This is a genomic window from Salinispora cortesiana (genome assembly GCF_000484695.1).
In the GTDB taxonomy this organism is placed as follows: domain Bacteria; phylum Actinomycetota; class Actinomycetes; order Mycobacteriales; family Micromonosporaceae; genus Micromonospora; species Micromonospora cortesiana.
Genome location: NZ_AXVR01000017.1, coordinates 15450 through 42052, shown reverse-complemented (window position 1 = coordinate 42052; position 26603 = coordinate 15450). Strand labels below are relative to the sequence as shown.

24 protein-coding genes and 1 riboswitch are annotated in these 26603 nt (G+C 68.1%); of the genes, 14 read left to right on the top strand and 10 right to left on the bottom strand.

The genetic code is table 11. The annotated features are described in order from the left end of the window. The 4 genes from galE to K228_RS0110395 form a co-directional block, all read right to left on the bottom strand. A complete protein-coding gene (gene galE / locus K228_RS0110415) occupies window positions 1-1008 on the bottom strand; it encodes a UDP-glucose 4-epimerase GalE (protein ID WP_025618396.1) in 1008 nt (335 codons plus the stop codon). Beyond that, window positions 1005-2024 carry a Gfo/Idh/MocA family protein gene (locus tag K228_RS0110410; RefSeq protein ID WP_025618395.1) on the bottom strand — a complete coding sequence of 340 codons (1020 nt, stop codon included), beginning with the start codon at window positions 2022-2024 and terminating at the stop codon, window positions 1005-1007. Before K228_RS0110410 ends, galE begins: the two co-directional genes overlap by 4 nt. Further along, complete coding sequence (locus K228_RS0110405; RefSeq protein ID WP_025618394.1) at window positions 2021-3130, bottom strand: DegT/DnrJ/EryC1/StrS family aminotransferase; 1110 nt, start codon at window positions 3128-3130, stop codon at window positions 2021-2023. The genes K228_RS0110410 and K228_RS0110405 overlap by 4 nt, the downstream gene beginning before the upstream one ends. 145 nt (window positions 3131-3275) lie before the next feature. Continuing rightward, on the bottom strand, window positions 3276-3908 hold the full coding sequence (locus K228_RS0110395; RefSeq protein WP_025618393.1) for a TetR/AcrR family transcriptional regulator: 633 nt from the start codon (window positions 3906-3908) through the stop codon (window positions 3276-3278). 156 nt (window positions 3909-4064) lie between these two features. Between K228_RS0110395 and K228_RS0110390 the strand changes: the two genes are divergently transcribed. From K228_RS0110390 to K228_RS0110370, 5 genes are all read left to right on the top strand, one after another. Continuing rightward, window positions 4065-4967: an ABC transporter permease gene (locus K228_RS0110390; RefSeq protein ID WP_025618392.1), complete on the top strand. Its 903-nt coding sequence runs from the start codon at window positions 4065-4067 to the stop codon at window positions 4965-4967. Then, on the top strand, window positions 4954-5757 hold the full coding sequence (locus K228_RS0110385; protein ID WP_025618391.1) for an ABC transporter ATP-binding protein: 804 nt from the start codon (window positions 4954-4956) through the stop codon (window positions 5755-5757). The genes K228_RS0110390 and K228_RS0110385 overlap by 14 nt, the downstream gene beginning before the upstream one ends. 124 nt (window positions 5758-5881) lie before the next feature. Beyond that, entirely contained in the window at window positions 5882-7393 is a 1512-nt protein-coding gene (locus tag K228_RS0110380) for a bifunctional cytidylyltransferase/SDR family oxidoreductase (protein ID WP_025618390.1), read from the top strand. Window positions 7394-7435: 42 nt separating this feature from the next. Next, window positions 7436-9133, top strand: coding sequence for a CDP-glycerol glycerophosphotransferase family protein (locus K228_RS0110375; RefSeq protein ID WP_025618389.1), 1698 nt, complete (start codon window positions 7436-7438; stop codon window positions 9131-9133). Window positions 9134-9148: 15 nt separating this feature from the next. Beyond that, complete coding sequence (locus K228_RS0110370; protein ID WP_025618388.1) at window positions 9149-10474, top strand: polysaccharide pyruvyl transferase family protein; 1326 nt, start codon at window positions 9149-9151, stop codon at window positions 10472-10474. A 141-nt stretch (window positions 10475-10615) separates the two neighbouring features. Here the strand turns inward: K228_RS0110370 and K228_RS0110365 are convergent, their stop codons facing one another. Then, window positions 10616-11491, bottom strand: a complete 876-nt coding sequence (locus tag K228_RS0110365; protein WP_025618387.1) for a C39 family peptidase — start codon at window positions 11489-11491, stop codon at window positions 10616-10618. Between the two features lie 227 nt (window positions 11492-11718). Further along, window positions 11719-11853: riboswitch (cyclic di-AMP (ydaO/yuaA leader) on the bottom strand. Between the two features lie 632 nt (window positions 11854-12485). On the opposite strand from K228_RS0110365, the gene K228_RS0110360 reads away from it, so the two are divergent. Genes K228_RS0110360 through pseI form a run of 3 tightly spaced genes read left to right on the top strand, consistent with a single transcriptional unit; the run spans window position 12486 to window position 15138 of the window. Next, window positions 12486-13589: a glycosyltransferase family 2 protein gene (locus tag K228_RS0110360; protein WP_025618386.1), complete on the top strand. Its 1104-nt coding sequence runs from the start codon at window positions 12486-12488 to the stop codon at window positions 13587-13589. Next, window positions 13586-14089 carry a GNAT family N-acetyltransferase gene (locus K228_RS0110355; protein ID WP_025618385.1) on the top strand — a complete coding sequence of 168 codons (504 nt, stop codon included), beginning with the start codon at window positions 13586-13588 and terminating at the stop codon, window positions 14087-14089. The genes K228_RS0110360 and K228_RS0110355 overlap by 4 nt, the downstream gene beginning before the upstream one ends. Then, window positions 14086-15138: a pseudaminic acid synthase gene (pseI, locus tag K228_RS0110350; protein ID WP_025618384.1), complete on the top strand. Its 1053-nt coding sequence runs from the start codon at window positions 14086-14088 to the stop codon at window positions 15136-15138. The genes K228_RS0110355 and pseI overlap by 4 nt, the downstream gene beginning before the upstream one ends. Before the next feature lie 12 nt (window positions 15139-15150). Here pseI and K228_RS0110345 read toward each other — a convergent pair whose 3' ends face one another. From K228_RS0110345 to K228_RS0110325, 5 genes are read right to left on the bottom strand one after another with little or no spacing between them, the layout of a single operon-like run. Further along, entirely contained in the window at window positions 15151-16374 is a 1224-nt protein-coding gene (locus K228_RS0110345; protein ID WP_025618383.1) for an acyl-CoA reductase, read from the bottom strand. Next, window positions 16371-17420 carry a LuxE/PaaK family acyltransferase gene (locus K228_RS0110340; protein WP_025618382.1) on the bottom strand — a complete coding sequence of 350 codons (1050 nt, stop codon included), beginning with the start codon at window positions 17418-17420 and terminating at the stop codon, window positions 16371-16373. The genes K228_RS0110345 and K228_RS0110340 overlap by 4 nt, the downstream gene beginning before the upstream one ends. Then, complete coding sequence (locus tag K228_RS0110335; RefSeq protein ID WP_025618381.1) at window positions 17414-18811, bottom strand: AMP-binding protein; 1398 nt, start codon at window positions 18809-18811, stop codon at window positions 17414-17416. The genes K228_RS0110340 and K228_RS0110335 overlap by 7 nt, the downstream gene beginning before the upstream one ends. Beyond that, entirely contained in the window at window positions 18808-19560 is a 753-nt protein-coding gene (locus K228_RS0110330) for an SDR family NAD(P)-dependent oxidoreductase (protein WP_025618380.1), read from the bottom strand. The genes K228_RS0110335 and K228_RS0110330 overlap by 4 nt, the downstream gene beginning before the upstream one ends. Then, window positions 19541-19783 carry an acyl carrier protein gene (locus tag K228_RS0110325; protein ID WP_025618379.1) on the bottom strand — a complete coding sequence of 81 codons (243 nt, stop codon included), beginning with the start codon at window positions 19781-19783 and terminating at the stop codon, window positions 19541-19543. Before K228_RS0110325 ends, K228_RS0110330 begins: the two co-directional genes overlap by 20 nt. A 244-nt stretch (window positions 19784-20027) precedes the next feature. Here K228_RS0110325 and pseB point away from each other — a divergent pair, with 244 nt between their 5' ends. Genes pseB through K228_RS0110295 form a run of 6 tightly spaced genes read left to right on the top strand, consistent with a single transcriptional unit; the run spans window position 20028 to window position 26602 of the window. Then, window positions 20028-21005 carry a UDP-N-acetylglucosamine 4,6-dehydratase (inverting) gene (gene pseB, locus K228_RS0110320; RefSeq protein ID WP_025618378.1) on the top strand — a complete coding sequence of 326 codons (978 nt, stop codon included), beginning with the start codon at window positions 20028-20030 and terminating at the stop codon, window positions 21003-21005. Then, complete coding sequence (locus tag K228_RS0110315) at window positions 21002-22156, top strand: DegT/DnrJ/EryC1/StrS family aminotransferase (protein ID WP_025618377.1); 1155 nt, start codon at window positions 21002-21004, stop codon at window positions 22154-22156. Before pseB ends, K228_RS0110315 begins: the two co-directional genes overlap by 4 nt. Before the next feature lie 9 nt (window positions 22157-22165). Further along, window positions 22166-23017 carry a hypothetical protein gene (locus tag K228_RS0110310; protein WP_025618376.1) on the top strand — a complete coding sequence of 284 codons (852 nt, stop codon included), beginning with the start codon at window positions 22166-22168 and terminating at the stop codon, window positions 23015-23017. 32 nt (window positions 23018-23049) lie between these two features. Continuing rightward, complete coding sequence (locus K228_RS0110305) at window positions 23050-24813, top strand: class I SAM-dependent methyltransferase (RefSeq protein WP_050580972.1); 1764 nt, start codon at window positions 23050-23052, stop codon at window positions 24811-24813. Then, window positions 24810-25541: a cytidylyltransferase domain-containing protein gene (locus tag K228_RS0110300; protein WP_025618374.1), complete on the top strand. Its 732-nt coding sequence runs from the start codon at window positions 24810-24812 to the stop codon at window positions 25539-25541. Before K228_RS0110305 ends, K228_RS0110300 begins: the two co-directional genes overlap by 4 nt. Then, entirely contained in the window at window positions 25538-26602 is a 1065-nt protein-coding gene (locus K228_RS0110295) for a PseG/SpsG family protein (RefSeq protein WP_025618373.1), read from the top strand. The genes K228_RS0110300 and K228_RS0110295 overlap by 4 nt, the downstream gene beginning before the upstream one ends. Window position 26603: the final 1 nt, after the last annotated feature.

The following is a 26603-nucleotide window of genomic DNA, read 5'->3' as shown; positions in this document are numbered from 1 at the left end:
TCAGCCGGGATCGCTCCCCAGCACCTCGTCCCGCAGCTCAGCCCAGCTCAAGGAGTGCTGGAGGCCCTCCTTCAGCGACAACGTCGGCTCCCACTCGAGCAATCGACGAGCCCGGTCACTGCGGGTGTAGGTGCCGGCCGAGTCGCCGGGACGACGCGGGGCAGTGACAGTGGGAATCGGCCGCCCGAGCACCGCGGTGAACGCGTCTAGGAGTTCCCGGACGGTAGTGCCGTTGCCGGTCCCCAGGTTGATCACCTGATAGGGGCGCTGACTACCGTCGATGACGGTGTCGAACCGGCGCAGGGCCTCGACATGGGCCTGCGCGAGGTCCCACACGTGCACGTAGTCACGGATTCCGGAGCCGTCTCGGGTGGGCCAGTCGGCGCCGGTGACCTGGAACGGCGCCCCCGTCCGCGCCGCCTCGATCATCTTGCCGAGCACATGCGAGGGCCGGGCCACCTGCAAGCCAGTCCGCATCTTGGGGTCGGCCCCGACCGGATTGAAGTAGCGCAACGAGAGAACCCGCAACGGGTACGCGTGGGCGGCGTCGGCCAGCACGCGTTCCACCATCGCCTTACTCTCCGCGTACGGGCTGGTTCCCGAGATAGGGGAGGCTTCGTCCACGGCGAAGTCCTCCCCCGGCTGGTAGATCGCCGCGGACGAGCTGAACAGAAACCGCTCGCATTCGTTGGCGACCAACGCGGACAGGAAGTCGATGGACTTGCCGACGTTCTCCTGGTAGTAGCGCAATGGGTGCGCCACCGACTCCGGCACCACAATCAACGCAGCACAGTGGACTGCTGCTTCGATCTCCGGGTGCTCGGCAAAGATCCGATCGATCAGGGACCGGTCGGCGATGTCGCCCCGGTAGAAGATCCGGTCCTTGACGAACTCGGCACGGCCGGTGCTGAGGTTGTCGAGGATTACCGGGGTGATACCCGTGTCGAGGCAGGCCGACGCGATGGTGCTGCCGATGAAGCCGGCTCCACCAGCGATCAGAACCTTCATTCAGGCCTACCCAGGCCGGCCGAAGGCACCGAAACCGCAACGTTCTCGGCTGCCGAGCGGAGCACGGCAGCGGCGACCTCGACGGTGCGCAGACCCTGACGGAGAGTGACAATGTCGCTCTCCTTACCCTCAACGGCATCGCGGAACCGCTCGTGCTCGACCAGCAGCGGCTCCCGCTTGGGGATCGCGTACCGCACCATGTCCCCCTCGGCGACGCCCCGGAAAGCGCGCAGCACCTCCCATTCGGTGTCGATTGCCCCATTCGCATGGAAGGTAAGGTCAGCAGTGAGGGTGTCGGCCACGAAGCAGCCCCGGTCACCGGTGACCACGGTCGAGCGCTCCTTGAGCGGGCTCAACCAGTTGACCAGGTGATTGACCATCGCCCCACCGGAGAGCTGACCGACCACGGAGACCATGTCCTCATGCAGCCGACCGCTGCGGGAGACCGTGTGCGCCGCGACCGAGCTGTACTTCTGGTCGGTGACCCAGGCGGTCAGATCGATGTCGTGGGTCGCCAGGTCCATCACCACACCGACATCGGCAATCCGGTGCGGGAATGGCCCCTGCCGCCGCGTCACGACTTGGAAGACCTCACCCAACTCACCGGCCTCGAGGCGGGCACGCAGGCTCTGCAGCGCGGGATTGTAACGCTCGATATGACCCACGCCAGCGACCAGGCCCGCAGCTTCGAACGCCTCGACCAGCTTGGTCGCGCTCTCGATCGACGGGGCGAGGGGCTTCTCGATCAACGCGGAGACGCCGTTGGCCGCAAGTTCCAGGCCAATCGGCTCATGCAGCACCGTCGGGCAGGCTACCACCGCGTAGTCCACGCCCATCGCCAGCAGGTCGCCCACCTCGGGCACGACCGGCACGGGCAGCGCGCCAGTCGCGCCGCCAGCCGGGTCCACGATCCCGACCAGCTCCACGCCATCCAGGTTGGACAGCACCCGGGCGTGGTTCCGCCCCATGGCGCCCAGACCGATCAGGCCAGCACGCAGCTTACGCCCCCCACTCATCGCGCACCCCCGGCCAGGTTCGCACCCTCGGCGATCCGCTCGAGCTCAACCTGGGTAAGCGACGGGTGCACCGGCAACGAGATCACCTCGGCGGCAGCACGTTCGGTCTCCGGCAAGTCCCACGGACCCGGCTCACCATTCTCGGTGAGGTACGGCTTGAGTCGATGAATTGGGGTCGGGTAGTAGACGGCGTTGCCCACACCCAGTTCGGTCAGCCGCTGCTGGGCGGCATCCCGATTGCCCTTCGTCCGGACGGTGTACTGGTGGTAGACGTGCCGCGCGCCGTCGGCCACCGGCGGGGTGACCATGCTGGTGATCGCGGCGTCGAGGAACTTGGCGTTGGCACAACGCTGCTCGGTCCACTCGGCCAACTGCGTGAGCTGGACCCGACCGACGGCGGCTGCGACATCGGTCATCCGCATGTTGGCGCCCACGATCTCGTTGGCGTACCGCTGCTCCATACCCTGGTTACGCAGCAACCGAAGGGTGCGGGCGAGCTCGGCGTCCGCGGTACTGATCATGCCACCCTCGAGCGAGTGCATGTTTTTTGTGGGGTAGAAGCTGAAGCAGCCGGCCGTACCGAGGGCGCCCACAGGGGTGCCGTTCAGGCTCGCCCCGTGCGCCTGGGCGGCGTCCTCGACGATGGCGAGACCATGCTGCTCCGCGATGGCGGTGATCCGCTCCATCGCGGCGGGGTGGCCGTACAGGTGCACTGGCATAACGGCGACGGTCCGCGGGGTGACGGCGGCCGCCACGGCCTCCGGGTCCAGGCAGAAACTGTCCCGCTCAATATCCACGAAAACTGGCTCCGCCCCCACCAGCCGAACCGCGTTAGCGGTGGCCGCGAAGGAGAACGACGGAACGATGACCTCGTCGCCCGGGCCAAACCCGAGCGCCATCAGAGTCAACTGAAGCGCCGAGGTCCCGGAGTTGACAGCGACACAGTGCGACCCTCCGGTCAGCTCGGCGAACTCCTCCTCGAACGCCGCTACCTCCGGGCCCTGCACGACCCGGCCACTCCGCAGCACCCGGACCGCCGCGTCGATTTCGGCCTCACCGATGATTGGTCGTGCTGGGGGGATGAAATCTGGGTGCGGCCCGGCCATGGGGCGTCCTCCTGTCTACGAATGATCATTCGGGGGGTCCGGGGCGATGCTAATGGGTCCGGGTCAAGACGGCATCGGCGCCGGGGTCATTGAAGGGCTCGGGCTGATTTCCGCGAAGATCAAGACGTTCACCAGCTAATCGAACTTAGTGCTTTAACTCGCCAGAGTCGGACCCCGTGGATGCTACCCGCAGGCCGGCGACGATCGTCTCCGCTACCCGGCGCACCTCGCTGGCCGGCAGCGGAGCCCGTGCGATCGCCAGCCGCCAGTAGACTGGCCCGACGATCAGGTCAACCGCGAGGCGCTGGTCGGTGTCCGCCGGCAGCTCACCGCGCTCGACAGCCCGGCCGATCACGATGACCCCGATGGTTCGCTGATAGTCCTCCAGCGTCTGGTGGAGCTTCTCGGCGATCTGTGGGGTACGTGCGGCCTCGGCGAGCAGGTCTGGAATGATCTGGGAGGCCATCCGATGCCGCAGCGCCTTGGCCAGGACGTGGAGCAGAATCTCCAGGTCGCCCAGGAGACTACCGGTGTCGAGTAGCGGGAGGCTGCGGCCAGCCGTGGCGGAGACCAGGTCCAGGACGAGATCAAGTTTGGAGCGCCACCGGCGGTAGATGGCGGTCTTGCTCACACCGGCCCGACGCGCCACCGCCTCAATGGAGAGACGCCCGTAGCCCACCTCAGCCAGCTCCGCCATGACCGCACGGCGGATGGCCGAGGTGATGTCGTCGCGCAGCACCGCGGCGCCTGCCGGGGGGCGCTTCTTCTCGGTCGTCACGCCGAACAATGTAACGCAACGACGCTACGGTTGCGTCCCGACGGGTAATACACTAACTTCCAGGCACCGACGTGACACCCCGGAAACCGGACACGCCGGCTCATAGCACCGCGACATCTTCCCTCCCATCGACACGATAGATCGGAGCGCCTGATCATGGCCGACACCGCGGTGGCCGACCTCGACTCCAGGCCAAGCCCCGCCGAACTCGCGCAGCGGCACGGACTACGGGTCGCTGGCGCAAGGCCCCCTCTGCGCGAGTACACCCGCCAGGTGTGGGCGTACCGGCACTTCATCACCGCGTACTCACGAGCGAAGGTCGCCTCGTCATTCAGCAACACCCAGCTCGGCCAACTCTGGCAGTTGCTGACCCCGCTCACCAACGCAGCGGTCTACTATCTGATCTTCGGTGTGATCCTGTCCCAGGACCGCAACGTGGACAACTTCATCGCCTACCTGTGCACGGGCGTGTTCGTCTTCATGTTCACCCAGAGCACGGTGGCAAACGGCACCAGTGCGATCACCAACAATCTCGGGTTGATCCGGGCCCTGCACTTCCCCCGGGCCGCGCTGCCCGTCACGGTCACCCTGGTGCAGTTCCAGCAGCTACTGATGTCGATGGTGGTCCTGGCGGTCATCGTGCTGGCCACCGGTGAACCGCTCACCCTCCGCTGGCTACTCATCGTTCCGACACTGCTCCTGCAAACAATCTTCAACATCGGACTCACCATGGTGATGGCGCGGTTCGGCGCCAAGGTCACCGACCTCAAACAGGTCATGCCGTTCGTACTCCGCACCTGGCTCTACGCCTCCGGTGTGCTCTACCCGGTTGTCCTGTTCCGCGATCATCTGCCGCAGTGGGCCGCAACCCTGCTGGAGGCCAACCCGGCGCTGATCTACATCGAGCTGGCCCGGTACTCGCTGCTGGAGTCAAACCAGGACAACCTGGTCAGCCCGCCAGCGCAGCTCTGGGGAATGGCCCTGGCCTGGGCAGTCGCCATGGGCATCGGGGGATTTGTCTACTTCTGGCGTGGGGAGAAGGAGTATGGACGTGGCTGAGCAGACCCAATCCAAGGCCAACGCCACTCCTGCGGCGGCGGAACGGGTTCCGACCATCATTGTCGACGACGTCCATGTGATCTATCGAATTCACAAAGGCGCCGCGGCGAACAACGGCGCCACCGCCGCCCTCAAACGAATCGTGTCCCGCACCAAAACCCCCAACATCCGCGAGGTGCACGCGGTCAAGGGAGTCAGCTTCACCGCATACCAGGGTGAGGCTATCGGCCTGATCGGCAGCAACGGCTCCGGCAAGTCGACTCTGCTACGGACCATCGCTGGGCTACTCCCACCGGCCCAGGGCGCGGTCTACACGCACGGACAGCCATCGCTACTCGGCGTAAATGCAGCCCTACTGAACGATCTCTCCGGCGAGAGAAACGTGGTGCTCGGATGTCTAGCGATGGGCATGTCTCCAGAAAAAGTCAAACGCGTCACTCCCGACATCATCGAATTCTCCGGAATCAACGAACGGGGTGACTTCGCGTCGCTGCCGATGCGCACCTACTCCTCCGGGATGGGCGCACGGCTGCGCTTCGCCATCGCCGCCACGAAGGACCATGACGTGCTACTCATCGACGAGGCGCTGGCCACCGGCGACCGAAAGTTCCGGGCCCGCAGCGAACAGCGGGTGCGGGAGCTGCGGGCGAACGCCGGCACGGTCTTCTTGGTCAGCCACGCGCTCGGCTCGATCCGGGACACCTGTGAGCGGACCATCTGGCTGGAGGGCGGCGTCCTGAAGATGGACGGCCCGACCGATGAGGTCTGCAACGCGTACGAGGGCAGGTAACGCCGCCACGGAGCGCATCGAGCAGCGTCGTCGGCTGGTCGATGCGCTCTGTCGCAGACGCTAGAGTTCCGTGAGCGTCGGCCCACCCCGCCCCAATCACCCCCGACAGAAGCGAGGAACGGACATGACCCAGGACCGCACCACTGCACCGGGCGCCACGCCGCCGAGTCCGGCATCCTGGCGCCCTTCGCGGACGGTAGCGGTGGTCCTCGCCGGTGGGACCGGTGAACGCCTCGGGCTCGGCATCCCCAAGCAGCTCCTGAAGATCGCCGGAAAGCCGATCATCGAACACACCCTGGCCATCTTCGAAGCCGCGCCAGAGATCGACGAAATCATCGTGCTCATGGCCGCCGGCCACGTCCAGCAGGCATTGCGGATCGTCGAGTCAGCCGACCTCAGCAAGGTCAGCAAAGTGATCGAGGGAGGCGACACCCGGAACGCCACCACTCGGATCGCCCTCGAAGCGATCGGCGAAGAGGACTGCAACATCATCTTCCATGATGCGGTCCGCCCCCTCGTCAGCCACCGGATTGTCCGCGAGTGCGTGAACGCCCTCTGGACCTATGCCGCGGTCGACGTGGCCATCCCCTCCGCGGACACCATCATCCAGGTAGACGACGACGACTGCATCACGGACATCCCGGCCCGTTCCACGCTACGCCGCGGCCAGACCCCGCAGGCGTTCCGCTCCGGCACGATTCGCGAGGCCTACCGACGGGCGGAGGGCGATCCGCACTTCGCCGCCACCGACGACTGTGGTGTGGTGCTTCGCTACCTGCCCGACACCGCGATCAAGGTGATCAACGGGTCGGACGAGAACATCAAGGTGACTCATCCCGTTGATGTCCACCTGGCCGACAAGCTCTTCCAACTCGCCGCCGCGCGGGTACCCCCTGTCGCCGACCACGGCAGCTACCGCGAGGAGCTGAGCGGCCGAACAGTGGTGGTTTTCGGGGGTAGCTACGGCATCGGGCACGATCTGGCCGAGATCGCCCGCGGGCACGGCGCCCAGGTCTTCGCGTTCAGCCGGAGCGGCACGGGAACCCATGTCGAACGGGCCGATGAGGTCGCGGCGGCGCTGACAACCGCATTCGAGGCGACCGGCCGCATCGACCACGTGGTGGTGACCGCAGGCGTCCTGGAAAAGGGGAGCCTCGCCGAGATGGACGAGAAGACCATGGACCGCCTCCTCCAGGTCAACTTCGTCGGACCGGTCACCGTTGCCCGCCTGGCCCTGCCCTACCTGCAGCAGACCAAGGGCCAACTGCTGCTCTACACCTCCAGCTCGTACACTCGAGGCCGGGCACGCTACGCGCTGTACTCGGCGACCAAGGCGGCACTGGTGAACCTCACCCAGGCGCTGTCCGACGAGTGGGCCGACTTTGGGGTACGGGTGAACTGCATCAACCCGGAGCGAACCGCCACGCCGATGCGTACCCGCGCCTTCGGCGTGGAACCGGAGCACACCCTGCTCTCCTCGGCCGCAGTGGCGCAGGCCTCGCTTGATGTGCTGATCTCCGAACTAACCGGGCAGGTCATCGACGTACGCCGGGAACCCGGTGACACCGCACCGGTGCCGGCCCAGCACGGACCCACCTTGACGCGCCCGGTCGCCGCGGCAGGGGCCGGGCACTGACCGCCGATTCCCCGCGACCAGACGATAGGTGAACGGAGCGACATGCGCGGCGTTCTGATCCGTAAATTGGTCGCCCGATTCCTGAGTGTCGGGCTGGCCCTCCTGGCCTTCCTCGTCTGCGCGCTGACCGCTGCGCCCGGTTGGGGACTGGTCCTGGCGGCAGCGGCCCTCGGCGCGATCGCCCTGGAACGGCGGATCCACACCAGCGTGGACACGCCCGCCGAGACCGCGCTGGTCGCCGCGGCTGTCCTGGTCGCGTACTCCCGACAGCTGGATGCCGGATTCGAGCCGGCGCTCGCCGCCATGGGCCTGGTTCTCCTCGGGCTGGTGCTGCTGACCGGCCCGCTGCGGCAGGCCGGCGGGCTGGAGCCCCAGACGGCGAACCTGCCCGCGCGGGCCTGGGAACCGCTGGTCGCCACGCGGCTCGAGACCGTGTTGCTTGGCTTGCTGGCCGTGCTGACGCTAGCTGCGGCGACCAGCGCACCGACGCTGATCGCGCTGGTCGCGACGCTACTGGTGGCCGCCGTCGCCGGTACCGCCGGGCTGGGTCTCACCCGTCGGCGGCTGCGCCCAACCACAGCGGACGGGGCCGTACGGCAGGCGGTGCAGACGCATCAGCCGGAGTTCCTGCTGCACTTCTCCGCGCCCCCCGGCTCGGAATACCAAGTCACCATGTGGCTGCCCTACCTGGAACGGCTCAACCGAAAGTTCCTGGTGGTGCTCCGCGAGCCGCAGTTCCTGGCGCCGATCGCCGCGGCCACCACCGCACCGGTAATCTACTGCCCCACACTGCGGTCCCTAGACGAAGTGCTCGTGCCGAGCCTAAAGGTGGCGTTCTACGTCAACCACGGTGCCAAGAACAGTCACTGCATCGGGTTCACCCAGCTGACCCACATCCAACTGCACCACGGCGACAGCGACAAGGCGCCGAGCGCCAACCCGGTCACCGCACTCTTCGACCGAATCTTCGTCGCCGGGGAGGCGGCGATTGAGCGGTACGCCCGCGCCGGCATCAACATCCCGGTAGAGAAGTTCAGGGTAGTCGGCCGTCCGCAGGTCGAATCGATCCAGGTACGCCACCAATCGGTGCCCTCCGATGCGCCAGCCACCGTGTTGTACACCCCAACCTGGACGGGCCACAACGCGCATGCGGACTACTGCTCGCTGGCGGTGGCCGAGCCGATTCTGCGTCAGCTCCTGGACCGCGGTGTCACGGTGATTCTCCGGGCGCACCCGTACACCAGTCAGAACCCCGCCTCCGCCCGGCAGCTCAAGCGACTCACCGAGCTACTGGCGACCGACCGGGAGCGAAGCCGCCGACCGCACGTGTGGGGCTCGGAGGCGAGCCGGAAGCTCAGCCTGGCGGAATGCATGAACCGCTCCGATGCTCTTATCTCCGATGTGTCCGGAGTCATCTCGGACTACCTACGTTCCGGCAAACCGTTCGCGGTGACCGACATGACCACCATCGACGGCGACGCGTTCGCCGAGCAGTTCCCCTTAGCCGCCGCCGGCTACCGGCTACGCCGGGACATGGTGAACCTGGACGAGGTACTGGACCAACTACTCGGTACCGACCCCCTGGCAGCGCAACGTTGGGCGACACGACGGCACTACCTCGGTGACTTTCCGGATGATTCGTACGGGGCAGCGTTTTTGAATGCGGCCCGACAGGAACTGGATCGCGGAAAGCCACCAACCGCCCGTTCACCCCGATCGGTCGATGCCGCCATTACCTAGTGAGACGGAGCCAAAATGCACCAACGGATCCTCATGCGGGCCAAGAAAGGGCCTCTGGCCGTCAACTCGCCGGAGGAGACATTCGAGCGTAACCTGATCGGGCAAAACAGCGGCAACCTGGTGTTCAGCCACGCCGCGCACAAGCTTCTGCAGACCTCAACGGTCCAGATCACCCCGACCGGGTTCACGGTCGACCTGCGTGACGCCGACCGCATCAACGACGAATTCGACGTCTTCGTGGTCCCACTGGCCAATGCCTTCCGGCGCAGCTATACACATCGGGTCGCCCTGATGACCCGCCTGATCGAGCGCCTGAAGATCCCGGTCGTGGTGCTCGGGGTGGGCGCCCAGACCAATATCCATGGTGACCGGGAATACCTTCGGCCTTTGGACGACGTGGTGAAGCGGTTCGTCCGGGCCGTACTCGACCGTTCGCACACCATCGGCGTCCGCGGCGAGATCACTGCGGACTACCTGAAGGCGTTGGGCTTCTCCGCGGTCGACGTCATCGGCTGTCCGTCGATGTTCCTGCACGGCCACGACCTACAGGTAGAGAAGCGCAAACCGGCCCTCGAACCGGACGACCGGATCGCGATGACGATCTCCCCGTATGTCACGTCCATGGCCTCGGTGGTCACCAACCACCACCGGAACTACCCAAACCTCCGGTACATCCCCCAGGACCTGAAGACCCTGGGTCTCCTCCTTTACGGCGATGTACCGAGCGACCGGGACAAGACCAGCCCGATTCCCATCTACACCTCGCACTCCTTGTTCGTCGAGGACAAGGTACGAATGTTCGTGGATCCGTGGACGTGGATGGACTACCTCTCCGGGTTCGACTTCAACTTCGGCACCCGCATCCACGGCACCATTACCTCGCTGCTCGCCGGAACCCCTGGCTATCTCTTCGCGCACGACTCCCGGACCCTGGAGCTCGCCCGGTATTTCGACATCCCGCACCGGATCATGCCGGACGTTCCCGCCGACATTGATGCCGCTGATCTGTACCAGGAGGCGGACTACACGGCGCTCAACAAGGGACACAAGGCCCGCTACGAGACCATGCTCTCATTCCTTGACAAGCATGATCTGGGGCACTCCTTCGCGGACGGGGACAGCGCGACCCACTTTGACGAGAAGGTCCGTGCCACCCCCTTCCCGCCTGCGGTTCGACCTGCCGCCGCGATGACTGGCGAGGAACTGTTGGACCGGATGCACTGGCTACGCGACCAGAATGAAGGGCTCCGCCGCAAGGTGCGGGCCCAGCAGGAAGCGAAGCTGCCCGCCCGGGTAAAGCGGGCCGTCGGCGGCCGCGTGCGCAGGCTGCTCAGTCGCTGACTGATCCGGCGGCGCTGGACCACACGTCCACCCCAGGGGGACAGATCCGGACGGCGACCACGGGTGTCAGCACGACCCGGGACGAGGACGGGCGTCGGTCCCCCGTGGCGGGGGACCGACGCCCGGGTAGCAAACCGTCGGTCAGGCGGAGTAGCCGCGCGTCGCGGCCCAGTTCGCCAAGGCGATCGTGGTCATCCAGTAGGAGCTGGTTGCCGGGTTCGCCGAGTCGGCGATCTGCACCAGGCGACCATCGTCGTCGTATCCGACCACGGCGACGTAGTGGCCGCCCGGGAAGGAGTGCCATCCCCCGGCGGTGTCGGTGGCGGAGCCGGCGATGTTCACCACCACACTCCGGTCCTCGGTGATGGCCTCGACCACGTCAGCCTGGAGCTGGTCCATCTGCGCCGGGGTGGCCGAACCGCCGGAGATCATCCGGGTCTGGTAGGGCCCATCCTCCACCTCGGCGTTGAGCACCCGCGTGACGTCCTCGGCCGAGTCGGTGCCGAACTGGTCGGTGCCGAGCGGGCCGGCTAGTTCGTCCTGCGTCCGCTCGATGCCGGTGGCGCTGAGGGCGTTCCGGACAGCGGCCGGGCCGCAGTAATAGAAGTTGATCTGCGCCTGGTAGTCGTACTCCAGCACCTTGGAGGTCGGTGGCGCCGGCGCTGCCTCCTTGGTCAGGTCCGGATCCGCCGCGGACGTACTCGACGGCTCAGCGCTCGACGGCGCGGCACTTGATGGCGCGGCATTCGACGGCGCGGCACTCGACGACTCGGTGCCCGATGGCGCGGCGTTGAACGCGACCGCCTCGGAGCTCGAGTCGGCGACGCCGCTGCCGGCCGCGGAGGCGGCGGGGACCGGCTGCGGCGAGGTGGAGTCCTCGTCGCTGCCCACGGCGAGGGCACCGGCACCAGTGGCCAGCACGAGCACGGCAGCCGAGGCGGCAGCCAGCTGGTACGGGCGCTCGGTGGTCAGACGGCCGAGCTGTCGTTTGAGGCGATGTTTCACGGGATCCTCCACAAGCTGTCGGGGCTGTGGCGCACCGCGCCGTTGGGCGGGCAGCAGAGGTAGGCCGCACGAAGCCGGAATTCGCGCGCCGGTGGCCACGAGGGGAGTACGCCCGGCCCGGTACTGGGGCTAGGCGGGATGGGTCAGCGCCCGGCGGCGGGCTGGACGGACGCGGACCCCGCGGCCCCGTGGAGGCGGCGGAACGCCCGCTGGGCGGAATAAGACTGCACGGGAAACGGGACTCCTTCCGATACCGCTGACCGGGTTAGCTGACGGATTCGGACGGGAAGTGCGCCCTACCACGAAACTCGTGGATTCACCCCAGATAGAACGGGTCCCCGGTTCACCTTTCGGCAATTTAGCGGGTCGGCACGGCGTCGCCTTTTGCGATCGTCGACCGCACCGGACGCGCCGACACTACTGGCCAACCACAGCGCCGCCAACCCACCCTGACCTGCTGAAACATCGATCATGGCAGGAATTTTCGGACAGCACTCCCGACTCTGAATCAATGGGACGGTGGGCGGTCACGGTACGCCGGGCCAGGGAACAGGACAGTTCGCCGAAATTCACTACCGACTTACTGGGCTAATCGAACAGTCTGCGCTGCTTGACCGGTTCAACCCAACTATGAGCGGCCTCATAGAAATCGGCTACGTGCAGGCTGTAAACAACAGGAGCACCGGCTACAGCTTCGCCCGAGCTCAGCCACTGGACGGCCCCGGGAACCAGCCGGCAATCTACCAACACGGAAGGCGCCCTTCGGTTCACCCTCCCGGCCCGGGCCCGCGCAGCGGGGGGAGCCATCGAAAAACTGGAGATCGCCGATGGCGTCGGGTTACGCACCCGACAGAGCTCTGGCACCAGGCAGGCCATCCCAGACACCCTCATCGACCCAGCGGGCCAATCTCGAGAAATCTTTTTCCTATCTAAGCCTGAAAGCCATTCAAGGAACTCACACCCCAAAGGTCGAGAATCGGCCACCCGTTCCCGCTAACCTTTCCGGGTGGCCACCAAACCTCGACAACCACTGCTGAGCGTAGTAGTCCCGGTGTATTGCGTTGAGGACTATCTCTATCAGTGCCTCGACTCGATCCTGGGCGGGCTGACCGACGCCGCTGCCGCCAACGTGGAGGTAGTCGCGGTTGACGATGCGTCACCGGACCGGTGTGGCGAGTTGCTGCACGCGTATGCCACCCGCCGACCGGCGATGCGTACCGTTACCCTGCCGAACAACGTGGGGCTCGGCCTGGCCCGGAACGCTGGGCTGAAGGCGTCGACCGGCCGATACGTCTGGTTCGTAGACAGCGACGACTGGCTGCCGCCGGGCTCGGTGCCGGCGGTGTTGGAGCGACTGCGCACGGACCAGCCGGACGTGCTGCTACTGGACCATCTCCGCGTACACCACGACGGCCGCGAAGAGACCGACGCGGGCGGCCCACTACCACGGGGGTTGGAGGGCTGCGTCCGGCTGACCGAGCGCCCCGAGCTGCTCCGGGTTCAGCACACCGCTTGGAACAAGGTGATCCGCCGAGCTTTCCTCGACAACCTGGGCCTGCTTTTCTTCCCCGGTTGGTATGAGGACATCCCGTTCAGCCACCCGCTGCTCATTGCGGCGGAACGGATCGCGGTACTTGATCGGATCTGCTACCGCTACCGACTGGGCCGACCCGGCGCAATCACCGCCACCCCCAGCGAACGACACTTCGACGCATTCAACCAGTACGACCGGTTATTCGAATGGTTGTTTACCGCCTACCCCCAGGGAACCAGGCTGCACGCCGACCTGTTCGAGTTGATGGTGAGCCACCTGCTCGTGGTGGTGGGTAACGACCGTCGGTTGCCCGCGCAGCTACGCCGCCCCTTCTTCCGTAAGGCGTCCGCCCAGTATCAGCGCTACCAGCCGGCCGGCGGCTATCCTCGCCCCCGTGGGGTGAGAGGTCTGAAGCATCGGCTCCTCGCGACGAACAGCTACCTGCTCTACGCCGCGCTGCGCACCGCGCATCGGCTCGCCAGGCGGCCTCCGTCGGGGCCCGACGCCGTCCCGTCCACCGGCCTTCCGGCGGTCCCCGCCGAGCAGCGGCCCGACCCGCTGACGGCTTCGCGATGACCGCGACGCTACGTCCGGCCGGCGCCGGAGACCTCGACCGGATGCGGCGCTGGCGCAACCACCTCCAGGTACGCGGCATGAGCCTGACCCAGCACGAGATCAGCTCGGCGGAGCACCAGGCCTGGTGGTCGGCCGTACGGGCGGAACCCGACCGCCAGGTACTCATCTACCTACACAGCGGCCGACCGGCCGGCGTGCTGACCTTCACCGGTGTGACCTCCCCGGACCGGGCCGTCACCTGGGGCTTTTACCTGGACATCGAGGGCCTTGAGGAGCGCGGGGAGCTGCTGTGGGCCTGGCTGGGACTCCAGCGAGCGGGGATCAACCACGCCCTTGGGCCGCTCGCGGCCCGGACTCTCGGCGGGGAGACCCTGGCCGACAACCGACCAGTGTTGGCGCTACACCAGCGCTTTGGGTTCCGGGTCGTACGACGCTACGAACGGAACATTAATGGCAGAACACACCAAGTGGTATGGACGGAGTTGAGCAGAAGCACATGAACAGCACAGTGAAGATCGGACCGCACCTGGTGGGCCCAGGCGAGCCGCCACTCGTGGTCGCCGAGGTTTCCGGTAACCACAACGGCAGCCTGGACCGGGCGCTGGAGATCGTGGACGCCGTGGCGGCGAGCGGCGCACAAGCACTCAAGCTGCAGACCTACACGCCCGACACCATCACCATCGACCACGACAGCCCGGCCTTTCGCATCTCCGACGGGCACGACCTGTGGGGCGGTGAGAACCTCTACCAGCTCTTCCAGCGGGCGCACACGCCGTACGAGTGGCATGAACCCATCTTCGAGCGGGCCCGCCGGCACGGACTGACCGTCTTCTCCTCGCCGTTCGATCACACCGCGGTGGAGCTGTTGGAGGGGCTGAACGTTCCGGCGTACAAGATCGCCTCCTCAGAGCTGGTAGACCTGCCGTTGATTCGGCTGGTCGCGAGCACCGGTAAACCGTTGGTCATCTCCACCGGGATGGCCACGATGGGGGAGATCGACGCCGCGGTCCGGGCGGCCCGCGAGGGTGGCGCCGACGGCGTGGTACTGCTGGCCTGTACCGCCGCCTACCCAGCACCTCCGCAGGACAGCAACCTGCGCCGGGTGCCGGTGCTGACCGACGCCTTCGGCCTGCCGGTCGGCCTCTCCGACCACACCCCCGGGATCGGCGTATCGGTGGCCTCGGTGGCGTTGGGTGCCTGCCTGATCGAGAAGCACGTCACGCTAGCCCGGGCCGACGGGGGCGTGGACTCGGGCTTCTCCCTGGAACCGGCCGAGCTGGCCGCGCTACGAGTGGAAGCCGAGCGAGCCTGGGCGGCGATGGGCAGCGCTGTGGTCGGCCCAACCCCCACCGAACGTGAGGGCCTGCGCTTTCGTCGTTCCCTGCAGGTGGTCACCGATGTGCGGGCCGGAGACCCGGTGACCCGCGCGAACATCCGATCCATCCGACCGGCCGGGGGGCTACCCCCGGACGAGTTGGACCGGGTGCTCGGACGCACCTTCACCCGGGACGTGCAGCGCGGCACCCCGTTGGCCTGGGAGCAGATTTAGCCACGACTGTCCTCAGTCGTTGACCGTGACCAGCCGAACGAACTCCCGCAGCAGGTCGTGACCGTCCCACACCGGGGCGAAGGTCAACGCCCCGCCGAACGGCACGATGCGGTCGACTCCCCGCCCGCCCAGGCTCCGGGCCAGTGCTGTCAGCTCATCGCGGCCAAAGCCGAAGTGGGTGAGGGTCTGGTCACGCCGGCGCACGAACGGCACCAACTCCGTCAGGTCGGGCACAGTGACGAAGGGGAAGGTGCCGGCGCCGAGCCAGTGCCGCGGGATGGCTGAGACCTCGGCCAGTTCCAGGGTTGCCAGGGCATTGCGGTGGAAGGCCATCCGCCGCACTCCCCCGTCGGCAGCCAGCCCGTACGCGCCGACCCGCTTCTCCACCGCCATCGCCGCGTCCACATCCCAGCCGCGCTCCCGGAGCACGTCGTCCAGGAGGGCGACGAACTCGGCTCGGACCTCCTCAGCCCGCTCCGCCACGCCAACGAGAAAGACGGTACGTGGAGAGGCGCAGGCCGCCTGATCGAACCAGTACGCGTCGTTGGCGAACGCGTTAGCCGCGTTCCTCCGCCGTTGCGGCGACGCCGCCGCCCAGCCGGGCACCGACAACATGGCGAAGGACGACCGGTCAGGAAAGGTGAGGTCCCGGGCTGCCGGCGCGAGCGGATGCCGGCGCAGGTTCTGCACCGCCCGGTCCCCGCCCCAGAGGACACGCAGGTCGCTGGTGGCACTCAACTGGGCGGTCACCGCGTCGTCATGGCCGTAGGTGATCATGATCTGAGTGCTGGCCACCACCGGGTCGGCTTCGGCGAGGCTGGCGTTGAGCACCTCGATCACCGCCTCGGCGGCTGCCGCGGAACGCGGCGACACCCGGACCACGTTGGTGTTGCCGGCCAGCGCGGACAGCGCCCACGAGTAGACGAAGATCGTGTCTACGTTGGCCGGCGGGACGTGGAACACCCGCCCACGAGGGAAGACGAGCGTGTCCGGCCCGAGCGTGGAGTGCAGCCGCGCGACCGCGCCCAGTAGCTCCCGACGGCGGAGGAAGAAGCCGAGTGAGCCCAGCTCCGGATGCCGCCGGGCCAGCGCCGGGGTGAGTAGCCGTTTGGCGACCGCAGCCAGGAAGTCCACCATCCGCGGATCGCCGACGGCCAACGGCTCCACCTCGGCTGGAGCCAGTAGGTCCGCCACCGAGACGGCCCCGCCGACGGGGAAGCGCATCCGTGGTGTCATGACGTACCTCCCGGATAGGTGTCGCTGCAGCCACGCGCCTCCGCGCGGGGCAACCGGCCGAGCACGCTGACCCGCTTACCGGGCCAGTGCCCGTCGTCGATCCCGTGCACCACGCCAAGGTCCTCGGTGAGCAGCACATGCCCCGGGTACGAGGTGGGCAGGGTGCTCAGCACCTCGATGACGCCCGGCGTGCCCACCGGCGCCTCCTGCCAGGTCACCGGATCCCGGATGATCACGTCGGCGAAGTCCGGGCAGTAGAGCGTGCCGCCCTCCGGCCCCTCCAGGAAGACCGTGCCGATCTGCTCGACCATGCCGTAGAAGTTGTGGATCCGGGTCAGGCCGGTGTCCACACCAAAGCAACGACGGAACTCGGCGTTGTCGACCGCCCGGTCGGCGAGCTTCTTCCAGCCGCCGGAGTGCACCAGGATGCCCTGGGAAAGGTCCAGTCCGTGCTCGCGAGCCACCTCGTAGAGGTGGGTCCAGACCATGAAGGTGAACCCGAAGATCAAGAAGGGCGCATGGCCGTGCCGGTCCAGGAAGGCCCGCAGCGCCTCGACATCCGGCCGGTCGTCGGCGTCAAGCAGCCAATGGTGGTCCCGACCGAAGTTCGCCAGGCCAAGGGCGCCCGCGCCCCGAGCAGAATAGGAGCGACGGTCGCCGACCACGCCACGGCCCTCCACCACCAGCATCGGCAACCGGCGCGAGCCGAGCACGGTCGCGAGGGTCCGGGCGAGCATCCGGGACTGGGCGGCCGCCGCCTCGCGATCCAGGTGGATCCGGCTCACCTCGCCGGTGGTTCCGCTGGAGGTGAGCACCCGGATCACCTGATCTTCAGGAACACTCACCAGCTTCCTGGTCTTGAACAGCCGGACCGGCAGCCAGGGCAGCTCGGTCAACGTCGCCGCTTCGCCCCTGGCCCCGAGCGCGTCCAGGATCCGGGCGTACGGCGGGCAGGTCTGCCGGTGCTGCGACACCAGGGCGTTCAGCTCGTCCCGTAGCTGCTTCTCCTTGTCGGGCTGGGGCAGCGTGAACACGTCGGTCAGCACCGGTCCTCCAGGGCTCGATAGTCCGGCTTTCCGGTGGGCGTCAGCGGTAGCGCATCGACGCCACGTACCAGGACGCCGGAGGAGTGGGTACCCAGCAACGACACGACCTCGGCCCGGATTCGAGCCAGTCGGTCGTCGTCAGCGCCTTCGACGACCAGCACCAGACGGTCTGAGCCGGCCACGGCCACGAGCGGTCCATGCTGCGCAAGGGACCGCTCGACGTCCTCGAGGTTGACCCGCACCCCAAAAACCTTGGCGATGCGCCTGGTCCGGCCGGTGAGGTAGAGGAAACCCTCGTCATCCAGCCGGCCGAGGTCGCCGGTACGCAGCACCCCGCCCAATTCATCGCCCCGGGCCAGGTCAGCAGCGGTCTCGGCATACCCCATCATCACGTTGGCACCCTGGTAGATGATCTCGCCGGTACGCCCTGGCTCAGTGGTCTCGGACCCGTCACCGGGGTCGATGGCGATCGCACCACCGCGCACCGGAACACCCACCGAGCCGAGCTTCGCGGGTAGTCGCTCCGCGGGCAGCACAGTCATGCGCGCAGTGGCCTCGGTCTGCCCGTACATGACGAAGAACCGCCCACCAACCGCGGCCATCCGGCGATGGAAGTCCTCGACCAGGTCGGGGTTCAGCCGTCCACCCGCTTGGGTCAACGTTCGCAGTCGGGGGTGCCGATCCGGGGCGAAGCGGAGCCGGCGCAGCACCTCGTACTGGTATGGCACCGCAGCCAGCGAGGTGATCCGATTCCGGTCCATGCTGGACCAGAAGTCCCGGGTGGTGAGGGGACTCGCCTCGACCACCACGGTAGCCCCGACCCGTAGGTGGCTGGTGAGCACCGACAGCCCATAGGTGTAGTGCAGCGGCAGGCTGGTCGGCGCGACCTCGTCGCCGTCGAGTCCAAGCGCCACCCCGATTGCCGCGGTGTTCGCCAGCACCGCGGCCCGGGAGAGCCGGACCAGCTTGGGGCTGCCGGTCGAGCCGGAGGTGGTCAGCAACAGTGCCAGATCGGGGTGCGGGGCCGGCCCGGCCTCCCCGGTGCGGCGCTGGTAGCCACCCAGCCGCCGGTCCGGCCCGAGGCGATACCCGGGCATCAACTCGGCGTCGCCGAACAGCACCGCCGGACGAAAGCGATCGGCCAACTCGGCCAGCCGCTCCCCATTGGTTCGCGGATCGACCAGCGCGATCGGCCGGCTGGCGTGCAGCGCCGCGAGGAACCGCAGAACCGCGGCGACCGTGGTGGGCATGGCGGCCAGCACCATTCCGGGCGGCTCCCGGTCCAGCGTGGCGGCAAGGTCGGCGACCCGGTCATGTAGGTCACCGCCGCCGAGCGTGACACCGTTGGCCGCGTCAACCAGGCGAGCGTCGGGGTGGAGCAGGCCGATCACGGGGTGAGCCCGCCGTCCACCCCGACCACCTGACCAGTCACGAAGCCCGCCGCCGGGTCCAGTAGGAAGGCCACCACCTCGGCGACCTCCTCCGGCTCCCCAAGCCGGCCCAGCGGGGTGGCCGCGATCCTGGCCGCGCGACCTTCGGTGTCCAGCTCAGCAAGCAGGTCGGTACCGATGAAGCCCGGCGCCACCGCGTTGACCCGGATCCCCGCCGGGCCGAGTTCCTTCGCGGCGGCCCGGGTCAGCCCTTCAACCGCCGCCTTGCTGGCGGCGTAGATGGACTGGCCGGCCGCGCCGGCCGTGCCAACCACTGAGGCGGTGAGCACCGCCGCCGGATGTTGTCCCCACCGCAGCAGCCGAACTCCCTGCTGGAGGGTGTGCGCGGCACCGGCCGCATTGATCGAGAAGAGCCGCTCGATCGTCGGATCGGCGATGGAACCAAGCAGACCCGCCGCATGCACACCGGCGTTGACCACGAGGGCGTCCAGCCGACGCCAGCGCTGGAACACGAGCCGGGTCAGCGCGCGGACCTGCTCCGGATCCGCGACGTCACCGTGCACCGCCAGATGCGGGCCGTCTGGCAGCCCCCCGGCAACCTGCTCGGCGTCGCCGATGGTCCGGCCGTGAACGGCGACAGCGTAGCCCGCCGAGGCCAGGCGGGTCGCGATGGCCCGGCCGATGCCCCGAGTCGAACCAGTGATCAGCGCGTGTCGGGTGTCCGGCAGCTCAGTCGGCGAGGACGACACCGTGCTTCTCCAGAATCTGCCGCGCGCGGTTGAAGGAGCTGAGGTCGATCACCTCGTCGGTGTCGAGCATGACCCCGAACTCGTCCTCGATCGCGGCGACCAGGGACATGTGCGCGAGCGAGTCCCACTGCGCGCTGCTCCGATACTCCAAGTCACTTACCGGAGTTTCCTTCGGAATTTCCAGGGAATCATGAAAGACACTTTTAAGCCGTCCGAGTTCCACCGCGACACTCCTCACCACCCGGCACACACAGCCGGTTCGACGGCCGAGTGTAGCTGAGAAAGTTGCGCCAACCTGGACGCCAAACCGGACTGCCGCGACTGGCCGAAAAGCTGCTAGCATTCGCACGGCTAACCGCGAAGTGCAGCACCGGGAAACGACGGCGCCCGACCGACAACACCCAGCGTCAACCATAGACCCCGGGGCGCGGCAGCCGTATGAGCAGGAACGGAGTAGCAAGTTGAGCGTGTTGGACGATTCGTCCATCTTGATCACCGGAGGAACTGGCTCCTTCGGAAAGGCATTTATCCGAAACATTCTCACCCAGACAACACCGACTCGGATTGTGGTGCTCTCCCGAGACGAACTCAAGCAGTACGAATTTCGTCGGGAACTGGGCAATGACCCGCGACTGCGCTGGTTCATCGGTGACATCCGGGACCGACACCGGCTGACCCGGGCGATGCATGGCATCGACTTTGTGGTGCACGCCGCCGCCCTCAAGCAGGTCGATACCGCCGAGTACAACCCCTCAGAGTTCATAGCCACTAATGTCACCGGGTCTCAGCACGTCGTAGACGCCGCCATCGAGGCCGGAGTGCAGAAGGTCATCGCACTCTCCACCGACAAGGCATCCAGCCCGATTAACCTGTACGGCGCGACGAAGCTCGTCGCCGACAAGCTCTTCATCTCGGCCAACCACTACGCCGCAGGGCACCCGACCCGCTTCGCCGTGGTCCGCTACGGCAACGTGATGGGCAGCCGTGGCTCGGTGGTGCCGCTGTTCCGGCGACTCGCCGCCGAGGGCAGGAGCCTGCCCATCACCGACAAGCGCATGACCCGGTTCTGGATCTCGCTGGAGCAGGCCGTCCGGTTCGTCTTGGAGTCGTTCGAGCAGATGCAGGGCGGGGAGCTGTTCGTGCCCCGCATCCCCAGCATGCGCATCCTCGACCTGGTCGAGGCGGTCGCCCCGGAGGCCACCACGCACGAGATCGGCATTCGCCCCGGCGAGAAGCTGAACGAGGAGATGATCGCGCCGGACGACAGCCGGCGCACGCTGCGGACCGCCGACCGGTTCATCGTGCAGCCGACCATCGCCACCTGGGGCTACCAGCCTCCGAGTGACTGCGAGCCGGTGCCGGACGGGTTCGCCTACCAGTCAGACAGCAACGACCGGTGGCTCACCCCGGAGCAGATGCGCGAGCTGCTCGGGACCACCCCGTGACGACGCTGCTCCCGTACGGCCGGCAGTCCGTCGTCGAGGACGACGTGACCGCGGTCGCCGCCGTTCTCCGTGGGGACTGGCTCACCACCGGCCCCCAGGTGACGGCGTTCGAGGACGACCTGGCGCGCTGGACCGGCGGAGTCGGCTGCGCGGTGGTCGCCAACGGCACCGCCGCGCTGCACACCGCCTACGCGGCGGCGGGGGTCGGTCCCGGCGACGAGGTGGTCGTGCCGCCGATGACCTTCGTGGCCACCGCGAGCACCGCCGTGGCCCTCGGCGCCAAGGTGATCTTCGCCGATGTCGAGGAGGAGACCTTCACCCTGGACCCGGCGGCGGCCGCCGCCGCGGTCACGCCCCGGACCCGAGTGGTGGCGGCAGTGGACTACGCCGGCCATCCGGCTGACTACGACGCCCTCCGTCCGGCCCTGTCCGGCAGCGACGCACTCCTACTCGCCGACGCCGCACACTCCATCGGAGCCGCCTACCGCGGCCAGCCGGTCGGCTCGCTGGCTGACCTGACCACGTTCTCCTTCTTCCCCACGAAGCACCTCACCACCGCGGAGGGCGGCGCGGTCGCGGCCACCGACCCGGCCGTGCTGGAGCGTGCCCGCCGGTTCCGCAACCACGGCCTGGTCCGGAACCGGGCCGAACAGCGCTGGCCGGACGAGGGCGGCTGGCACCAGGAGGTGCCCGAGTTCGGCCTCAACTATCGACTACCCGACGTCCTCTGCGCGCTTGGCCGCAGCCAGCTGCGCCGGCTCGGTGACTTCCTCGCCGCCCGAGAACGACTCGTGCGACAGTACGATGCGGCTCTCGCCGACCTGCCCGGTGTGCTGCTTCCGACCCGCCGCTTCTGGGCCCGCCCAGCCTGGCACCTGTACCCGATCAGGGTGCTCGACGGACGGCGGCGCGAAGTCTACGACCGGATGCGGGCCGCCGGCATCGGGGTACAGGTCAACTACCTTCCGGCGCACCTGCACCCGGTCTTCGCCGACCTCGGCTACCGGCGCGGATCCTGTCCGGTCGCCGAGGCGTTCTACGACCAGCAGCTCTCCCTTCCGTTGTACCCGGGGCTCAACGACACCGACCAGGAACGGGTAGTTGACGCTCTCACCACTGCGCTGCGGGCACCGGCGCCGAGCACTGCCTGAGACGGACCGATGCATCACGCCAACCACTTTTACGGCCACGCCCACGTACTAGCCCGATACTGCGGGTTCGGCGACCGGCACCCGCCCCGGATCAACGGCTACGTCCAACACGGCTGGAACATCGGCGACGGACTGGCCCCCGGCCACCCGTACGTCGAGCGAACACCGAGCCTGCTCTGGTCCGCCCAGACCCGTCGCCGGGCCTGGGCAGTGGGCCGACGAAACGTCGTGGTTGTCGGGGCGCCCTTCACCTACCTCCTCGCGCTGCGTCCGCAGGATCCCCCACCGGCGAAGGCCAAGCCGGCGGTACGGGAGGGCACCATCTGGTACCCGTTCCATGGCTGGGAGGGACAGCACGTCAAGGGCGACCACAAGGAACTGATCGCCCGGATCCGGGACACCGAGCCCGGCCCGGTGACGGTGTGCCTCTACTGGCACGAGTACGGCATGCGCCGGGTACGTCACCTCTACGAGAAGGCCGGCTTCCGAGTCATCTGCCACGGCTACCGCGGGCACTGGTGGCGGGACACCGACCCGCTCTTCCTCGACAAGCTGCTCACCGAACTGCGCCGACACAAGCGGGTCGCCTCCAACCGGCTGACCAGCGCCATCTTCTACGGCATCGCCGCCGGATGTGAGCCGGCGGTCTACGGGGATCCGATGGTCCTCGCCGACGAAGATCCAACCTTCGGCGGCACCGCCCGGATCCGTAGACAGTGGCCGGAGCTTCACGGCGAGTCGGTCAAGCTGTCCACCGCCGTCGAGATCGCCCGCGCCGAACTGGGCACCGACCATCGCTGCGCCCCAGCCGAGCTACGCGAACTACTCGGCTGGGCGCACACCTCAGGAGAACGGCCTTGACGACTGACACCGACCACCAGGCACGGCAGATCATGCTGCCCGGCGGCGAGATGCTGGCGTGGTCCGACCTACGTACCGAGGAGCCCACCGACGGCGGGCCCCTCGGCGCCCTCGGCGCCCGGGTGGTGCCAGCCGGCGCCCGGGTACTACTGGCCGGACCGCACGCGCCCGGTCTCCTCGATCGGCTAGCCCACGCCGAGGTGACCTGCCTACTCCGCAGCCACCTGGACGGGGTGGCGCTGGCCGAGCACGCGGCCGGTCTCGCGGCACGAGTGATCGTCGGCGGCCCGGCAGGGTTGCCCGCCAACGAGACGTATGACGTGGTTGTCGCCACGTCCGGGCTGGATTCGGTGGAGTCCATTGAGGGAGCCCGGCTCGGTTGGCACGGGGTGCTGGCCGTACTGGCCACCCGGCTACGTCCGGGCGGAACCCTGCTACTACGCATGGACAACCCCGTCGGTCTGCACCGGCTCGTTGATCTGTCCCCCTGGTACGTCGCCCGGGACGACAACCAGTGGACCGTGGAAGGGGTTCTGGACGCCGGCCACCCCGCCAACCTCGAGCAGCTGTGCCGCCGCCTGGCCGACATCGGCCTTATCCCAGACGCCATCTTCGCGGCGTATCCGCACCCGAAGGCGGTAACCGCCCTGATCGCCACCGGAGAACTCCACCAAGGGACCTCCGTCGGCCTGCTCGACGCCGTGCTCCACAACTCCTGCTCGGACGGGTACGCCGACCAGTCGGTACTGCAGGACCCGGCCCGCCTCGCGGTGGACGCGCTGCACGCCGGGCTGGCCTCGCGACTCGCCCCGGCGTGGGTGGTGCAGGCCCGGCGCGCCCCGCTCCCGGCGGCGGAGCCGACCGACCTGCCGGTGGCGCTGTTCCAAACCGGTCCGCCCGACATAGGGGGAATCGAGGTGGTGACCGTCGGGCAGGACTGGCACTGGCAGGTCACTCGGCCGCCGCTGCGAACCGCGCCGGATACCGGCCCGACATACCGGGATCCCACCGCGCTGACCGGGCCGGTTCCGTCTGGGCGCCTACTGCGCACCCTGCTGTTGGACGCCTGCCTACGGCAGGACCTGGACCGGCTGCGTGCGTTGCTCTCCGGATACGCCCACTGGCTCTACTCGTTCGCCGTTGCCGGCCGGATCTCCGGCGCGCCGGCACTGGCCGGGGTCGACAACGTGGTGGTGGACGGAGAGCGGTTTGCCGTACTCGACCGAAGTTGGCAGACCGCCGACCCGCTTCCGGTGGAGGTCGCGCTGGCCCGCGGTCTCTGGCGGTTCGCCGCCACCCTGCTGACCGGCGGCTACTCCCACCCCTGGTCTTCCACTCTCGACCTGGCTGGGCTCACCGTTGTTCTTGGCGGAGTGGCCGGTCGTGACCTCGACCGGGCCACGGTGCGCATGGCGGTGGAGACCGAGGCGGCGCTGACAGGTCTGGACCCGGCGGGCCAGGAAGAGCTCCTTGCCGAGTTGGAGGCGCTGGAGCCGAGCTCGCCACCACCCGGTCCGCAAAGCTACCAACAGCTACACGAAGCGTGGCTACGCCAACGGGAGGAGCTGGGCCGGATAGAAGCGGTGCTGCGCTGGACCGACAACCTGATCACCAGCCGGGAACGGGCGCTACGCCAGGCTGACAGCATGATCAAAATTTTGAGTGGATCGGTCAGCTTCCGGCTGGGCCGACTGGTCATCACCCCAGCACGCTGGGGCAGACGTGCCGCCAGGGCGCTGAAGCGGCGCCTCCGTAGGGCGCGGAGCCAGCGGGCAGCGCGGGGTGGGCAGCGGTGACCCGCATCGTCGGTATCGTCCAGGCTCGGATGGGTTCGTCCCGGCTTCCCGGCAAGGTGCTGCGTCCACTCGCCGGACGTAGCGTCCTCGGCCGAGTGGTCCGGGCCGCCCGGGAAAGCGAAAAGCTGTCCGACCTGGTGGTGGCCACCAGCACCGAGCCCGGTGATGACGCGGTCGCGGACGAGTGCGCCAAGCTCGATGTCGCCTGCCACCGCGGACCGGTGAACGACGTCCTCGGCCGCTTCGTCGGCGCGTTCAACGCGCACCCGGGGGACGCGGTGTCCCGCTTCACCGCCGACTGTCCGCTACTCGACCCGGAGATCATCCGACTCGTCGCCGGCGTCTACCAGGCGCTCCCCGGCCTCGACTACGTGAGTACCTCGATCGCCCGCACCCTGCCCCGGGGCATGGATGTCGAAATCATCCACGCGGACACGCTTCGAACCCTGCACCGGATCGCCACCGACCATCACCGGGTCCACGTCACCTCGTACGCGTACACCCATCCGGAAATGTTCCGGGTGCTTGGGGTGACCCTCACCCCGGACCGCTCCGACCTGAGGCTCACCCTCGACACCGAACAGGACCTGGCCCTGGTGCGCGCGGTAGCCGACCACTTCGGTGATGTCACCGTGCCGCTGGCCACGCTCGCCGACTGGCTGGCCGGCCAACCAGCGCTGCGGACCCTCAACGCCGATGTCCGGCAGAAGCGACTGGAGGAGGCGTGAGGACGCTCCGGGTCGGGCTGCGCTGCGATGCGGGCCCGCGTCGCGGCGTCGGCCACCTCATCCGCTGCCTCGCCCTGGGCGAGGAGCTGCTCGCCCGAAACGCCCACGTCGAGCTGCTCGGCAGCGTGGCCGACGTCGGCTGGGCCGCCCGCCAACTCGCCGACCGGGGCATCCCACGCCACCCCGGACCGGACACCCCGAACGAGTTGGTGGCGGTGGCCCGCCAGCATCAGTTGGACGTGCTGGTCCTGGACTCGTACGAGCTGGACCCGGCCTGCGCCGGGGCACTGCGGGCGGCGGGCATTCGTACCCTCGCCGTGGTGGACGGGGACACCCGCGGTCAGGACGCCGACCTGTACCTGGATCAGAACCTCGGCGCCGACCACAGCCCAGCGGCCCACCGGCTGCTTGCGGGCACCAGCTACGCCCTGCTCCGCCGGGAGATACTCGACCGGCGGCCAGCCGCGCCCCCACCGCCGAGGTCGACCGATCGGCCCCGGGTGCTCGCCTTCTTCGGCGGCACCGACGCGTTCGGCGCCGCCCCGCCGCAGACCCGGCTACTACTCGCCACCGGACAGCCGTTGGACCTGACCGTGGTGGTCGCCCGCGAATCAATCGGGACGGAGTTGGCGATGCTCCGTCCTGGCCCCCAGCAGACGGTGCGGACGGTGCCCCCCACCGAAGCGTTGCCAGACCTGATCGCCACCGCGGACCTGGTGGTCTCCGCCGCCGGCTCCGCCACCTGGGAGCTCTGCTGCCTCGGTGCCCCCGCGGCGCTGGTCTGCGTGGTGGAGAACCAACGCGACTCGTACCACCGGGTGATCCGGAAGGGCATCGCGGCCGGGCTCGGCGAGCTGACCGAGCTGACCGTCACCGGACCGGCCGGAAGTTCCGCCCGCACCAGTGCCGTCCGGACCCTGCGCAAGCTGCTCACCTGCGCAGAGCACCGGGCCGAACTCGCCGCCCGAGCCTGGGCCATGGTGGATGGACGAGGGCGGGCCCGCGTGGCTGATGCTATCCAGGCGCTGGTCGGGGTGCCCGCCCTCGGCGACCAACGGTAGC

What these genes read in the sequence shown, in the direction of transcription:
- galE (WP_025618396.1), bottom strand. Translation starts at nt 1,008, where the DNA reads ATGAAGGTTCTGATCGCTGGTGGAGCCGGCTTCATCGGCAGCACCATC.
- K228_RS0110390 (WP_025618392.1), top strand. Translation starts at nt 4,065, where the DNA reads ATGGCCGACACCGCGGTGGCCGACCTCGACTCCAGGCCAAGCCCCGCC.
- K228_RS0110355 (WP_025618385.1), top strand. Translation starts at nt 13,586, where the DNA reads ATGACCGCGACGCTACGTCCGGCCGGCGCCGGAGACCTCGACCGGATG.
- K228_RS0110405 (WP_025618394.1), bottom strand. Translation starts at nt 3,130, where the DNA reads ATGGCCGGGCCGCACCCAGATTTCATCCCCCCAGCACGACCAATCATC.
- pseI (WP_025618384.1), top strand. Translation starts at nt 14,086, where the DNA reads ATGAACAGCACAGTGAAGATCGGACCGCACCTGGTGGGCCCAGGCGAG.
- K228_RS0110305 (WP_050580972.1), top strand. Translation starts at nt 23,050, where the DNA reads ATGCTGCCCGGCGGCGAGATGCTGGCGTGGTCCGACCTACGTACCGAG.
- K228_RS0110385 (WP_025618391.1), top strand. Translation starts at nt 4,954, where the DNA reads ATGGACGTGGCTGAGCAGACCCAATCCAAGGCCAACGCCACTCCTGCG.
- K228_RS0110345 (WP_025618383.1), bottom strand. Translation starts at nt 16,374, where the DNA reads ATGACACCACGGATGCGCTTCCCCGTCGGCGGGGCCGTCTCGGTGGCG.
- K228_RS0110370 (WP_025618388.1), top strand. Translation starts at nt 9,149, where the DNA reads ATGCACCAACGGATCCTCATGCGGGCCAAGAAAGGGCCTCTGGCCGTC.
- K228_RS0110410 (WP_025618395.1), bottom strand. Translation starts at nt 2,024, where the DNA reads ATGAGTGGGGGGCGTAAGCTGCGTGCTGGCCTGATCGGTCTGGGCGCC.
- K228_RS0110375 (WP_025618389.1), top strand. Translation starts at nt 7,436, where the DNA reads ATGCGCGGCGTTCTGATCCGTAAATTGGTCGCCCGATTCCTGAGTGTC.
- K228_RS0110380 (WP_025618390.1), top strand. Translation starts at nt 5,882, where the DNA reads ATGACCCAGGACCGCACCACTGCACCGGGCGCCACGCCGCCGAGTCCG.
- K228_RS0110310 (WP_025618376.1), top strand. Translation starts at nt 22,166, where the DNA reads ATGCATCACGCCAACCACTTTTACGGCCACGCCCACGTACTAGCCCGA.